Origin of the sequence: Haladaptatus sp. DYSN1, from assembly GCF_029489995.1 — an archaeon.
Lineage (GTDB): Archaea > Halobacteriota > Halobacteria > Halobacteriales > Halococcaceae > QDMS2.
Genome location: NZ_CP120470.1, coordinates 795,348 through 809,358, shown reverse-complemented (window position 1 = coordinate 809,358; position 14,011 = coordinate 795,348). Strand labels below are relative to the sequence as shown.

General features: G+C 62.7%; 11 protein-coding genes. 7 read left to right on the top strand and 4 right to left on the bottom strand.

Annotated elements, in window-relative coordinates:
* Nucleotides 1–119 precede the first annotated feature (119 nt).
* Genes P0648_RS04350 through thiD form a run of 3 tightly spaced genes read left to right on the top strand, consistent with a single transcriptional unit; the run spans nt 120 to nt 3,563 of the window.
* Entirely contained in the window at nt 120–1,130 is a 1,011-nt protein-coding gene (locus tag P0648_RS04350) for an AIR synthase family protein (protein ID WP_276245465.1), read from the top strand.
* Nucleotides 1,131–1,179: 49 nt separating this feature from the next.
* A complete protein-coding gene (locus P0648_RS04345; RefSeq protein ID WP_276245466.1) occupies nt 1,180–2,208 on the top strand; it encodes an AIR synthase family protein in 1,029 nt (342 codons plus the stop codon).
* The gene (thiD, locus tag P0648_RS04340; protein ID WP_277505335.1) at nt 2,205–3,563 is read left to right on the top strand and encodes a bifunctional hydroxymethylpyrimidine kinase/phosphomethylpyrimidine kinase; all 1,359 of its coding nucleotides are present in this window, start codon (nt 2,205–2,207) and stop codon (nt 3,561–3,563) included. The genes P0648_RS04345 and thiD overlap by 4 nt, the downstream gene beginning before the upstream one ends.
* Before the next feature lie 74 nt (nt 3,564–3,637).
* Here the strand turns inward: thiD and P0648_RS04335 are convergent, their stop codons facing one another.
* Nucleotides 3,638–4,030, bottom strand: a complete 393-nt coding sequence (locus P0648_RS04335; RefSeq protein ID WP_277505334.1) for a hypothetical protein — start codon at nt 4,028–4,030, stop codon at nt 3,638–3,640.
* 176 nt (nt 4,031–4,206) lie between these two features.
* On the opposite strand from P0648_RS04335, the gene P0648_RS04330 reads away from it, so the two are divergent.
* Nucleotides 4,207–4,962: a hypothetical protein gene (locus P0648_RS04330; RefSeq protein WP_277505333.1), complete on the top strand. Its 756-nt coding sequence runs from the start codon at nt 4,207–4,209 to the stop codon at nt 4,960–4,962.
* 18 nt (nt 4,963–4,980) lie between these two features.
* Here P0648_RS04330 and P0648_RS04325 read toward each other — a convergent pair whose 3' ends face one another.
* Entirely contained in the window at nt 4,981–5,403 is a 423-nt protein-coding gene (locus P0648_RS04325; protein WP_277505331.1) for a low molecular weight phosphatase family protein, read from the bottom strand.
* Between the two features lie 300 nt (nt 5,404–5,703).
* On the opposite strand from P0648_RS04325, the gene mutS reads away from it, so the two are divergent.
* A complete protein-coding gene (gene mutS / locus P0648_RS04320; RefSeq protein ID WP_277505330.1) occupies nt 5,704–8,331 on the top strand; it encodes a DNA mismatch repair protein MutS in 2,628 nt (875 codons plus the stop codon).
* A gap of 10 nt (nt 8,332–8,341) precedes the next feature.
* On the opposite strand, the gene P0648_RS04315 is transcribed toward mutS, so the two are convergent.
* Entirely contained in the window at nt 8,342–10,096 is a 1,755-nt protein-coding gene (locus P0648_RS04315; protein WP_277505329.1) for a GMC family oxidoreductase N-terminal domain-containing protein, read from the bottom strand.
* The gene (locus P0648_RS04310; protein ID WP_277505328.1) at nt 10,093–11,202 is read right to left on the bottom strand and encodes a hypothetical protein; all 1,110 of its coding nucleotides are present in this window, start codon (nt 11,200–11,202) and stop codon (nt 10,093–10,095) included. Before P0648_RS04310 ends, P0648_RS04315 begins: the two co-directional genes overlap by 4 nt.
* 361 nt (nt 11,203–11,563) lie before the next feature.
* Between P0648_RS04310 and P0648_RS04305 the strand changes: the two genes are divergently transcribed.
* Together P0648_RS04305 and P0648_RS04300 are read left to right on the top strand one after the other, a co-directional pair.
* The gene (locus P0648_RS04305) at nt 11,564–12,337 is read left to right on the top strand and encodes an IclR family transcriptional regulator (protein WP_276245472.1); all 774 of its coding nucleotides are present in this window, start codon (nt 11,564–11,566) and stop codon (nt 12,335–12,337) included.
* A 159-nt stretch (nt 12,338–12,496) separates the two neighbouring features.
* Nucleotides 12,497–13,993 carry a class I adenylate-forming enzyme family protein gene (locus tag P0648_RS04300; protein ID WP_276245473.1) on the top strand — a complete coding sequence of 499 codons (1,497 nt, stop codon included), beginning with the start codon at nt 12,497–12,499 and terminating at the stop codon, nt 13,991–13,993.
* Nucleotides 13,994–14,011: the final 18 nt, after the last annotated feature.

The window sequence follows — 14,011 nt, the reverse complement described above, 5'->3', positions numbered from 1 at the left end:
TGCCCGAGTAATGTCATGTTCTGTCATGCGCGTATATCAATCGAATCGACAGGTTATGTGTATCGGTTTCGGCAACGCCATCAGCACGGCTTTTACCCGACACACCCACACTTTTGCGTATGACCGACCTCGGCAAGGTGGACCGCGCCTTCTTCGACGCCCTCATTTACCCGCATCTGGGGGCAGCCCGCGACGACGTGACTCTCGGACCGAAACACGGCGTCGATTTCGGCGTGCTCGACGTGGGCGGAGAGGCACTCGTCGTCGCCACCGACCCCATCTCGATTCTTCCGCAGCTCGGCTTCGAACAGGCCGCTCGCTTCGCCCTCCACATCGTTCTCGCGGACGTGGCCGTGTCCGGAATCGCCCCCTCGCATCTCGCCATCTCGTTTTCCCTGCCGCCGGAGATTACCGACGAGCAGTTCGCGACCATCTGGGAGACCATCGACGCCGAGTGTCGCGAACTCGGCATCAGCATCGTCACCGGCCACACCGCCCGGTACTCGGGCATCGAGTACCCGTGGGTGGGCGCGGCGACCGTGTTCGGCGTCGGCGACCACACAGACCTCGTCCGGCCCGACGGAGCGAACCCGGGCGACAACCTCCTCGTCACGAAAGGTCCGGCCGCCGAAGCGGTTGGCCTGCTCACCAGCCTGTTCGGCGACCAGATGAACCTGGACGACGAGACACTCGAACAGGCGCGAGCACGCCTCGAAGACACGAGCGTCGTTCGGGACGCGCTCGTCGCCGGAGCGGCGGGCGGCGTCACCGCGATGCACGACGCCACCGAAGGCGGGATTCACGGTGGTCTCGTGGAACTGGCCCGCGGAGCAGGGGTGCGCATCGACTTCGACCCCGACGCGGTGCCGATGCTCCCTGGCGTGGCAGAAACCTGCGCGTATCTGGACATGGACCCGTGGGCCTCGACGAGTTGTGGGACGCTCCTCCTGACCGTCGAACCCGGAGCCGTGGCCCGCGTCGTCGCCGCCCTCGAAGCCGAAGACATCCTCGTCGCGGAGGCCGGAACGGTCACCGAAGGCGAGGGCGTGTACGCAGCCGGCGAGCGTATCGAGCATCCCGACGTGGACCCGTCGTGGGCCGTCTACGCGAAATACGCCGAAGACCGCTAACGTCGCCGACACCACTACCAACTAATAGCACCCAGTTGTAATTCGAGGTATGGCAGAACTGGGTAAAGTAGACCGGGAGTTCTTCGAGGAGTACATCTATCCGAATCTGGGCGCCACCCGCGACGACGAGACGCTGTCGCCCCAACACGGCGTCGACTTCGGCGTCATCGACGTCGGCGGGAAGGCGGTCGCCCTCGCGACTGACCCCGTGTTCCTCATGCCGTCGCTCGGCTTCGAACGCGCGGCGTGGTTCGCATTCCACATCCTGATGAGCGACGTGGCCGTCTCGGGGATGACCCCGACGCACCTCTCCATCGACTTCAACCTCCCGTCGGAGATTACCGACGAGCAGTTCGCGACGGTCTGGGAGACGTTCGACGCGGAGGCCAAGGAACTCGGCGTGAGCGTCGTGACCGGGCACACTGCGCGCTACGCCGGATGCAACTACCCGATGGTCGGCGGCGCGACCGCCATCGCCGTCGGTGAGTACGACGACCTCGTCCGGCCGGACGGCGCGCAGGTCGGTGACAAAGTCATCGTCACGAAAGGCCCAGCCGTCGAAGCGACCGGCCTGCTCTCGATTCAATTCGAGTCGCTCATGGTCGACGAGCTGGACGCAGACACAATCGAGGCCGCCAAAGACCGCTTCTACGACATGAGTCCGGTCCAGGATGCTCTCGTCGCCGCGGCCGCCGGGCCTGTCACCGCGATGCACGATGCAACCGAGTGTGGCATCTTCGGCGGCCTCTACGAAATCGCCCGTGCCGCCGGCGTCGGCATCGAGATGGAGACCGACGCCGTGCCCATCCTGCCGGGCGTCCGTGAGACCTGCGACTTCTTCGACATCGAACTGTGGCACTCCATCAGCGAGGGGACGCTGCTCGCAACAGTCCAGCCAGAGGGCGTAGACGACGTGCTCGCCGCGCTCGACGCCGAGGGGATTCCAGCCGCGGAAGTCGGCGAAGTGGTCGCAGACTCCGGCCTCGTCGTCGACGGCGAACCGACCGACCACCCCGGCGTGGACCCGTTCTGGGGCGCGTTCGAGGAGTACATGGGCAAACTGCAGGAGGCAGAATGACCCGGCGAGCTTCCCCCGTCTCGCCACCCGTGTGCCTGACCATCGCGGGGAGCGATTCGGGCGGCGGGGCAGGGATTCAAGCGGACATCAAAACCATGGAAGCCCACGGCGCATTCGCCACGAGCGTCGTGACGAGCGTAACCGCCCAGAACACACAGGGGGTGACAAGTTCGTACACCCTCCCCGTCGCAGAAATCGAAGCGCAGTACGACGCCGTCGTTTCGGACTTCGACGTGCGCGTGGTAAAGACGGGAATGCTCGGGACCGCCGAGGTCGTCGAAGCCGTGGCCGACCGACTGGCCGACTTCGACGCCCCACTCGTCGTGGACCCCGTAATGGTCGCCACCTCTGGGGACCGGCTGCTCGAATCTGCGGCGGAGTCGGCCTACGAGCAATTGGTCGCACAGGCGACGCTCGTCACGCCGAATGCGGACGAAGCGACGGTCCTCACCGGCGTCGAAATCGCGACACCAGCAGACGCAATCGAGGCAGGCGAGCGACTGGTCGAGATGGGCGCGGACGCCGCGTTCGTGAAAGGCGGCCACCTCTCGGGAGCCACCGTCGTTGACGTGCTCGTGGCAGACGAAGTGACGAGATTCACCCACCCGCGCGTGGAGACCGACGCGACCCACGGGTCGGGGTGTACCCTGTCGAGCGCCATCGCCGCTCGCCTCGCCCAGGGCGACGCACTCGCAGACGCCGTCGGGACGGGCGTCTCCTTCATGACGCGAGCGGTGCGCTATCCACTCGACGTTGGGGAGGGTCCGGGCGCGGTCCACCACCTCGTCGACCTGCGAAACCGCGCCGCCCGCGAGGAGACGGCGGAGGCCGTCGAGGGGATTGTCGAGCAGTTCGTCGCCCGCGACGTGAGCGCGCTGGTTCCCGAAATCGGCATGAACGTCGTCGGCGCGACGCCCTTCGCGGAGGCCGTCTCCGAGACGGCGGCAGTCGAAGGACGCATCACTCGCACGCTCTCGGGCGTGAAACCGAATCGGGGCGTGCGCTTCGGCGCGTCGAGCCACGTCGCCCGGTTCCTGCTTGGCGCGCGGGAAAGCGTCCCGAACCTCAGATTCGCGGTCAACTGTCGGTTCGACGACGAGGTGGAAGCCGCACTTTCGGAACTGGAGTGGCCGCTCGCGGAGTTCGACCGGAGCGTCGAACCCGAGGACGTGAAAGCACGAGAGGGCAACACGATGGGGTGGGGCGCACGCCGGGCCTTTGGCGGTGCGGGCGAGACGCCAATCGCGGTCATCGACCGCGGCGAAGTCGGCAAGGAGCCAATCGTGAAACTGGTTGCAGAAGACGCGGAGACGCTCGCAGAGAGGGTGTTTGCGTTGCTCGCGGCGCTCGATTAGTTTCTGGAGACGTCGAACGATTCAACGGTTTTCCCGTTGTGACGGACAGTGTATTTCTTCACTTCTTCGATCTGTTACGTTATTTGAATCCGATACTGGGTACGAGACGGACACTCTTCGAGGTCTTCTGCTTCCTTTGTGAAAACCGTGAGCAGAAGCTCATTATTCTCAGTGACTCGATTGACGTTCTGGAGATACGCAGTTTTCTGTGGCTCTCCGTCGGTGATGTTTCCAGTGATTCTGATTCGATTTGCAGACGAATCGTGAGTGAACTCCACTTCGTTTGCGGATTCTAAGTTCGTGTCTTCAGCGAGACAATCGTGGTTGAGTACGTCGAATTCAATCGACTGATTCGGGTCGTCGATGTACGCTGTCGTTTGTTCGTTCGCAGAGCCATTCCTGAAATCAGTACAGCCAGTGAGTGCCGTAGCTGCAACAACCCCGAAGAGGAATTTTCTCCTATACATTGAGTGAAAATAACTATCCAGCATGATAAGTACTACGAAATGACCCATAAGATTCAAAATAGAAATAGATTGGATTTACATGTGAATAGACATATTTATAATAATTCAATAACTACTCATGGACGTAGATATCAAATAAAAATCCGAAGAAATTGTCTCGTCGTAATGTTTTGAAGATGACTGCAGGAGCTACAGCTCTTGGTTCCATACCTATTGTTGGTGCTGCTGGACGAGCAGACAAATCGTTCAAGAAAAAAATTCAGGCGTCTCATCGTAGACTTGAGAACGGTGCAAGCCTAAAAGAGCGCGAAGAATTCCTCAAAAATCAGGGCATTGGATTTGACAAGAGCCAACATGTCTACGATGTTCCTAGTAATGATGGAGGAATCGGTACGATGTCATACCAAGATAATGATCTTGACATCTCATGCTACCTGTGGCACAACTGCCCGAAAGGAGAGTACTATGCCGAACTCATATGGACGTACAACTGGGAATGGGATGATTCTGGACAAAAACCCAACGACCGAGTCGGTATCGGCTATGAAAACCAGTGGTGGGATTTTGAATCCTACAATGTCTCAGAGACTACAGAGACGAGCACTTATGTAACTCCGAATGAGAACGAATTTGGTGATGGACCTTCGTTCGAGGTGGATGATTATTATATTGGGTGGGACGGTGCAGAGAACGACCAGCATTGGGCAGGAGTTTATCTGGAACCGGTCGGGAACTATACCTCAGATGAACGGCGTATCCAAGGAGGTTATTCGCATATTTGGAATAATGTCTCGATCGATAGTGTCTCCATAGGTTATCCATGGGGGGTCTCCGTGTCTGTGAGCGATTCACGATACGAGTGGAGGACTACAACTGATGATAGTGGAAATCTCCTTCGTGTGAGACAAGAAGATTCTAACTACTGTTCATAGACGATAATCCAACCTCCATCAGGCGAGTTCGTCGAACAGTTCGACAACTCGCCCCTCGATTTCGTCACGAATCTCACGCACTTCCTCGGGCGATTTTCCGTGCGGGTCATCTAGGTCCCAGTCGCGACTCTCGCCGCCCCAGCCGAAGGGGCAGACGTCGTTCGCGTCACAGCCCATCGTGATGACGTAGTCGTACTCGGCCAGGTCGTCGGGCGTGACTTCGTGGGGGTCCCGACCCGTGATGTCGATGCCGAGTTCGGCCATCGACTCGGCGACGTTCTCGTGGACGCGCTCTGCGGGGTTCGTGCCGCCGGTGAGCAGGTCGATATGGTCGGCGTTGCGGCGGCCGCGTTCGCGTTCGGCGAAGGCCATGGCCATCTGGCTGCGCCCGGCGTTCTGCACGCAGACGAAGGCGATTCGGGTGGAGTCGGTGGCGGTCATTGGAAGTGGTGTAGGGACTGCTGGTTGATTATCGTGACTGAAAGCAGGAGGGTGACGTACGCAGCCCCGGTGGGTGACGGATGGTAGTTGGTATGACAGCAACTGCCTCTGGATTGACTGGTTCGTGGGCTGTGTCTGATGCCTGTCTGACTCGTACGTCATCTGCACGTTTCGATAACGGGGCTAAATAACTCGCTATGAAACCTATAGAGCCGTACAGAGCCCGCAATACGACTCCCCGAAACGCGGTGTCCGGGCGAACCCACAGCGTTTTACACTCCCTCGCGGAGAGGTGAGAGTATGACTGAGGCGACGGGCATCGTCGGCGAATTTCTCTCGCTCAAGGAGTCTACGGATGCCGATATTCTCGCGATGCAGTGTGGCGACTTCTACGAATTCTTCGCGGACGACGCCGAACTCGTCGGCGAGGAACTCGACTTGAAAGTCTCACAGAAGTCCAGCCACGGTTCTTCGTATCCGATGGCCGGCGTCCCGCTCAAAGAACTGACCCCGTACCTCAAGGCCCTCGTCGAACGCGGCTATCGCGTGGCCGTCGCAGACCAGTACGACACCGAAGACGGCGGCCTCGCCCGCGAAATCGTCCGCGTCGTCACCCCCGGAACGCTCCTCGAAACCACCTCGGCTGACGCCCAGTACCTCGCCGCAGTGGTTCGCGGTGACGACGCCTACGGGCTGGCGTTCGCGGACGTGACCACGGGTCACTTCCACGCCACGGAAGTCGAAGATGCAGACGCCGCGCTGACCGAACTCTACCGCTTCGCGCCCGCCGAAATCCTCCCCGGTCCCGAGGTTCGGGGCGACGAGACGTTCCTCTCCGACCTGCGTTCGCGAACCGACGCTTCCCTCTCGTTGCACGCGGCAGACGCGTTCGCGCCGGGCCGCGCCCGCCACACCGTCGCCGCGCAGTTCGGCGACGAAGCACTCGCGAGCGTCGGCTTAGAAGAGGCAGAAGCCGCGATTCAGGCCGCCGGAGCGGTGCTCGCTTACGTCGACGAATCTGGCGTCGGCGTCCTCCAGTCGATGACGCGACTGCACCCCTACCGGGCCGACGACCACGTCGAACTCGATTCGACAACCCAGCGCAACCTCGAACTCGCGGAGACGATGGGTCGGGGCGGCCAGTCGCTGTTCGGGACGCTGGACCACACCGTAACCAGTCCGGGCGGTCGCCTGCTCAAATCGTGGCTCCAGCGCCCGCGACGCTCGCCGCAGGTGCTCGAAGTCCGCCAGCAGAGCGTCGCCGCGCTCGCCGAAGCCGCCCTCGCACGCGAAGAGATTCGAGACGTGCTCGGCGATGCCTACGACGTCGAACGCCTCGCAAGTCGCGCCGCGTCCGGGAGTGCTGGTGCGAGTCAACTGTTGCAGGTGCGGGATACGCTCGCGTTACTCCCCGACCTCGCAGACGCAATCGACGCCGACCCGACGCTCTCCGACTCGCCACTGGCGAGTATCGTGGCGAACCCCGACCGCGAGGCTGCGGCAGGCCTCCACGACGCCCTCGACGACGCGCTCGCAGACGATCCACCGGCGACGGTAACGCAGGGCGGCCTGTTCCGGTACGGCTACGACGACGAACTCGACCGGCTCATCGAGCGCCACGACGACGCCTTAGACTGGATCGAGACGCTCGCCGGGCGAGAGAAGTCGAAGTACGGCATCTCTCACCTGCAGGTAGACCGCAACCGGACAGACGGCTACTACATTCAGGTCGGCAAGTCACAGGTCGAGAAGGTTCCCGACGCGTACCGCGAAATCAAGACGCTCAAGAATTCGAAACGGTACACGATTCCCGAGTTAGAGGAGAAAGAGCGCGACATCTTGCAGGTCGAAGAACAGCGTGGCGAACTGGAGTACGAACTGTTTCAGGACCTTCGCGCCGAAGTCGCCGCCGAGGCCGCCCTGTTACAGGACGTGGGTCGCGCCCTCGCCGAGCTGGACGTGCTCGCGAGTTTTGCCGCCCACGCCGCGAAGCATCGCTGGGTGTGCCCCGAACTTGCTGACCACGGGCCGGTGGACATCGAGGCGGGTCGCCACCCCGTCGTCGAACAGACCACAGAGTTCGTGCCAAACGACGCCCGGCTCGACGATAACCGGTCGTTCCTAATCGTCACCGGGCCGAACATGAGCGGGAAGTCCACCTACATGCGACAGGTGGCGCTCATCGTCCTACTGGCGCAGGTGGGGAGTTACGTACCCGCGAAAGCCGCCCGCATCGGTCTCGTCGATGGTATCTTCACCCGCGTCGGGGCGCTCGACGAACTCGCACAGGGACGCTCTACGTTCATGGTCGAGATGCAGGAGTTGGCCAATATTCTCCACTCCGCGTCCGAAGACTCACTGGTCATCCTGGACGAAGTGGGTCGCGGAACTGCAACCTACGACGGCATCTCCATCGCGTGGGCGGCCACGGAATACCTCGTGAACGAGATCTCGGCCAAGACGCTCTTCGCGACCCACTATCACGAACTCACGAGTCTCGCGGGACGGCTCCCGGGCGTCCACAACGTCCACATGGGCGCGGACGAGCGCGACGGCGACGTGACCTTCCTCCGGACGATACGCGAGGGGGCCGCAGACCGCTCCTACGGGGTTCACGTCGCGGAATTGGCCGGCGTCCCGCGCCCCGTCGTGAGCAGGGCGGACGACGTGCTCTCTCGCCTCCGGACGGACAGGGCCATCGACGTTCGCGGGAGTGCGAGCGGGACGAAACAGGTCGTCTTCGACCTCGGGTCGGGGCAGTTGCGCGAGTCCGACGACGACTCGGGGAGTGATGTGCCGGACCCGGAATCGCTCGAGTCCGCCGCGAAAGCAGTGCTCGACGAACTGGGTGGAATCGACGTGAACTCGATTTCGCCGGTCGAACTGATGGCGAAGGTCCAGCAGTGGCAGGATTCACTCGAAAAATGAACAGCGGGAGTTAGAAGTAGAGCGACGCGATTTTGTCGGCGGTGCGCAGGGCGAGCGCCTGCCCCGAGTTCGTCGGGTTCGGGCCACCGAGGCCGTTGGCGAGCGCCGAGTGGTCCGCGACGAACAGCCGGTCTACGTTCTTCGCCTCTGCGTTCGAGTCGAGCACCTTGCCCATCCGCATCGACGACTGCATGTGGAGGAGCAGCGGCGGCCAATCACAGCGGTGGACGTGCTCTGCGCCGGCTTCCCGGTGGATGCGAGCGGCGATGCGACAGAGTTCGTCGCGCTTCGCGTCGTCGTCCGGATGTGGCGACCACTTGATTTTCGGCACGGCACCGTGTTCGTCCGAGAACGTGTTGTCGAGCGAGACGCCGTTGTCCTGGCGTGGCAGGTCGTCGGTGAGGATGAGCAGCGCCTTCGTCTGGCGGTAGTCGGACATCCGCCGTTTGAGTTCCTCGCCGACTACGTAGCCGCGGGTGTCCCACGGTTCGTCCGGGTCCACGGGCGTGTCGAAACTGTAGCCCGCCTGGCTGAACAGGTAGTCGGCGTAGGAGACGAGGCCGGGTGACATTCCGATGTCCTCCATCCCGCCGACGCCCGGCTTGTCGAAGCGGACGGCGGAGTTCTGGCCGATGTAGGGGTCCATGTGCTCGCCGTCGGGGTTGATTTCGGCGATAGTGTCGTCGTCGTAGACGCCGACAACCCAGTCGAACCAGTGGGTGGTGAGGCCCTTGCCGACCCAGCCGTCGTCCGGCAGGCCGGAGTTGAGCCAGAGGCGTGGCGACTCGATACAGCCGCCTGCGAGGACGACGGTGTCCGCCTCGACGGTTTGGGTCATGCCGGACCAGCTGTCGCGGAAGGTGACGCCGCTCGCCTCGATGCTGCCCGGCCCGCCCGTCGTCTCGATGTTCGTGACGTAGGCGTTCGGTCGGATGGCGACGTTCCCCTTCTCTGCGTCCTTGTTCGTGTCGAGCGCGGGTGGCACGTAGCTCACGTTACTCGACTTGCGGGCTTTGTCGCGGACCGGCGCGTCCACCGGCGTCGAAGAGCCCTGGAAGTGGTCGCCGACGAGCGTGTCGCCGCGGAAGCCGTCGTCGTAGCTAAAGGAGCCCTCGTAATCAGCGTCGAGTGGCTGGCCGTTCGAGGTTTCGCGGCCCGGCACCTCGACGGCGTTGGCCTGTGGCCGCCACCCCGTCTCGGTGACGTTTTTGCTGTCGATGAGTGGGTAGCCCGCGTTCGTCGCCCCCTCGATGAAGACCTCTTCTTTGCCCGTCATGGGTGCCTGCTGGGTGCTGGTCATCTCCTCGTTTAGCTGGTAGTAGGGAACGAGTTCCTCGTAGGAGATGGGCCAGTGGTCCTGCGTGTCGATGGCGTAGGGGTACGCCCGGGGGTGGTTCGCGAAGTAGTGCAGCGACGTGCCGCCCACGGCGCTGATTTGCCAGATGAACGCGTTCTGGTGGAGGTTGCGGAACCACGGGGCCCGGGAGTGGTCCGCGGGGCCGACCCGGAGGTACCCCCAGGTCGGGTCGTTCGCATCCGCCTCGAGGTGGGTGAACTGTTCGTCTAAGAGCTTACCGTCCAGGTCAGCGGGGTCGGTGCTGACGGTGCCGCCTGCGTCGGCGTGTGGTTTCGGCCACTGCTTGTTGCCGTGGAACGCCCCACCTTCGAGGATGAGCACGTCGAGACCGTGGTCGTCTGCGAGTTTCCACGCCGCCGCCGGGCCGTCGGCACCCGCGCCGACGATGATGACGTCTGGATTATTCATTGGGAGCCACCTCCGAGACCGTCGATGACGTCATCGCCAGCGAGGTCGTCGGGTAAGTTCAGATTCTTCGCTTTCGGGTCTTTGAAGCCGCCGGGAACCGCGTGCCGCCAGTTTGCGGCGTAGCCGGGTGCGGGGCCGGGGTAGTCGGTCTGGGTTCTGCTCTGGACCTCGCCTGCGGGAACTTCCATCTCGCGGTCGTTTGGCATCTCTGCCTTCGTGCTGCCGTAGCCCGACCACTCGGTGTAGTAGCCAAAGCCGTGGAGGCCGTTTACCGCCATCACGACGTACTTGAGAATGCCCACGTCCGGAAGCATCGGCGAGAGCAATTCGTCGAGGTCGTCCACGACGCCGCCGTCGACGATGGTCCAGAGACAGCGCAGCCGGTCTTCGGGTGCGAGGCGGGTGAACGTCCCGCCGGCCGGGAACTTCTCGTTCGGTGCGGGCGGCTCCTCGTTTTTCCCCTTCGCGAGGAACTCTGCGGCCACGACGTCGAACGCGAACGTAAATACCGGCGCGTAGGGGTAGTTCTGGAGCACCTGGTGGTACTGTTCGCCGTCGGAATCGACGGTGACCTCGAAGTTCGCGATGCCTTCGGTCGAGGTGTCGAGGTCCGCGAATCCGACGTCGATGGAATCGACCGCGCCGAAATCGAGGTGGTCTTCGAGTTCGTCGGTGTCGAGGCCCAGGTCGAGTAGGTCGAGCAACGTGAGGTCGGCGAGGTCGAGGAGCGCGTCGAGTGGGGAGCCGAGGCCGCCGAGGTCGAGGTCGAACTCGAACAGCGCGGTCGGCATGGAGAGTCCCGTCTCCGATTCGACCTTCTCGGTCACCATCTCGGAGCGAATCTCTTGGAAGTGGTTGAAGTCCCAGATGAGAAATTTTTCGAGTTCGGCGTCGAGGCCGCCGGGAACGTGTTCCGAGCCGAGTTCGGCTTCGAGCTGCGGGGTCCGCGGAATAATCGCGTCCACGATTGAGCGGTAGGTGTCCGCCGTGTGCGGGTCGCTCGGAAGCGGGTCGGTCAACGCTGCCTGTGCGTCAGCGATGGTCGCGTTCGACATCGAGAGGGCGGCGATGCCACCGATGCCTTTCATGACGCCTCTGCGCGTCATGGAGCTGTTGTTTTTGTCCATGGTTGTCACTGAATGAGGGCGATACCAACAACCGTCAGCCAACTGCTGGCGGCCCGTATTGCAGCCAATATAACCGTGGTTAAATAAATCTTGGTATTGATTGATAACTTATAGATGTGCGCGATACCTTCGCAGCCACCGTAGAGGAGAAGAGAACTTCCGGGCTTCAGAAGTCGAAAATGAGGCGATTTAGCGTTTCGGACACGTCTCGAAAACGAGCCAAATTTAATGCGTGTTTTTTGGTAATTTCGGGTGTGAAGTTGTCTCACTATCCGGCTCGAACGCACGTCTGTCCCACATCGTCGAACAGAACTAAGTGTGGACCGCCCGAGCGAGAGGCATGGACGAGCCAGTTGTTCCCATCAATTCGATAAAACGGTCGTACGAAATCGTCGGTGAGATTCGCGACCGGGAAGGGTCGGGCGCGACCGAACTCTCGGGCGCGCTCGACCTTCCGAAGAGCACCGTCCACAATCATCTGAAGTCGCTCGAAGCGCTCGGCTACCTCGTCAAACGCGGCGGGGAGTATCGGCTGAGCACCCAGTTTCTCCACCTCGGTCGGGAGTCGCGCAACAGCAACGAACTGTTCATCCACGGCCGACAAGCGTCGAAGGCGCTCGCCGACGAGACGAACACCTACAGCCAACTCGTCGTCGAAGAAAACGGTCGCGGAGCCATCCTGCTCGCGACGCGCTGGGAGTACGAGGACCTCCCACCCTCCGCCCGCCACGTCTACCCCACGCACGAACACCTCCACACGAATGCGCCGGGGAAGGCGATTCTCTCCGCGTTCACCACCGACCGCGTCGAGAAAATCGTCGCACGCCACGGCCTGCCGGGGAGAACCGAGAAGACGCTGACAGCCCTTCCAGCCCTACGCGAAGAGCTCTCGACTGTCCGCGAACAGGGGTACGCCGTCGATACGGGCGAGATGATTCCGGGCATCGTCGGCGTGGCCGCGCCCGTGGCGACCGACGACCGGGTGTACGGCGCACTCGCCGCCTACGGCCCCGCGAGCGACCTTCGAGGGTCACTCGACGGCGACCTCTCGACCGTCGTCCGTGAGAAGGCCGCCCACGTCCGCGACGAGATCGTCTTCGCCACGATGGACTGAGCGGGCCTCGTTTCCCACATGGTCGAACGGCATTTGGCCGCTTTGCCCGTGCCCCGCCCGCCCATCGGAACGACCGTGAATACCCGTCCGTTCGTTATTCATTGCTGATAATTATTATTCGTGGGAAACACGCATTGTCGAGCAGGCGTATCGTGAGCCATGAACTTCGCGAACGTCCTCGACCTCGCCGCCGGGAACGCGCCGGTCAAGCCGGCGGTGAGCGACACGGACATCCTCCACACCTACCGGGCACTGAAAGCGCGGACGAACGCCGCGGCGAACGCGTTCACCGATATTGGCGTCGAGTCAGACGAGCGCGTAGGTATCTGCCTCACCAACAGCCTCGAACTGCTGACCGCACACCTCGGCGCGATGAAGCGCGGGGCCGTCCCCGTCCCGCTGAACACGCAGTTCTCGCCGTCGCAGATTCGTCACACCCTCGACGCGAGCGACGTGTCGGTCCTCGTCACGGACGACTCGTTCGCAGAAGTCGCGGGCGACGTCGAGGTTCCGATTACGGTAGACGGAAGCGTCGGCGAGGACTTCCACGACCTGCTCGCCGCGGCAGACGACGATTACGAGGTCTGCCCACGCCGGAGCGACGAACTCGCCGAAGTGTTCTACACATCGGGGACCACCGGCCAGCCGAAGGGCGTGCGCCACACCCACGGGAATCTCCTCTCTAACGCCCTCGGCATCGTGAACTACCTGAACCTCACCCGCCAGGACGTGGGCCTCACCGTCTGTCAGTGCTTCCACGTCACCGGTCTCAACGTCACGACCACGCCGCTGCTCTACACGGGAGCCGCGAATCACCTCCTGCCGGCGTTCGACCCCGAAACGGTGTTCGCGACCGTCGAAAACCACCGGGTGACCTACGCCTTCCTCACACCGAGCATGCTCATCGACCTGCTCGACCACCCAGCACGCGACCACTACGACCTCTCGTCGCTCGAAACGGTGGGCGTCGGCGGCGCACCGCTCCCGAAGGGCCGGTTCCACGAGGCCGAAGAAACCCTCGACTGTGCCGTCCTCGAAGGCTACGGGATGACCGAGACCACGCCGCTCGCCGCGTTCAACCGCCCGGACCCGACCCCGCGCAAACCCGGAAGCGTCGGCCCAGTCGCCCGGGAAGTGGTGGCACTTCGGGTGGAGCACCTTGAGACGGGAGAGTCTGTATCCCCCGGCGAGCGCGGAGAGTTGCTCTGGCGAGGCGACACCGTGACCCCCGGGTACGAACGCCCGCAAAACGACCGGAAGGCGTTCGTCGAGCGTGACGGCGTCCGCTGGCTGCGTTCGGGAGACATCGGCTGGGTGGACGACGACGACCACCTGTTCATTGTCGACCGCCGCGAGGACATGTTCACGACGGGGTGTGCGAACGTCTATCCACGAGAAATCGAGGACGTGCTCTACGACATCGAGGGCGTCGAGAGCGCCGCCGTCATCGACGCCCGAGACGACCTTCGCGGGGCGGTCGTGACGGCCATCATCACCCGGTCGGGAGACCTCTCTCGTGAACGCATTCGGGAGGTTTGCGCCGCCGCGCTGGACGAACACGAGGTTCCCCAGCGAATCGAGTTCGTGGACGAGATTCCACAGACGGTGACGGGAAAAGTGAACCGGGTTGCCCTGCGCGAGTCCTACGGCGGGTAGTCGAAACGCGCCCGCGAA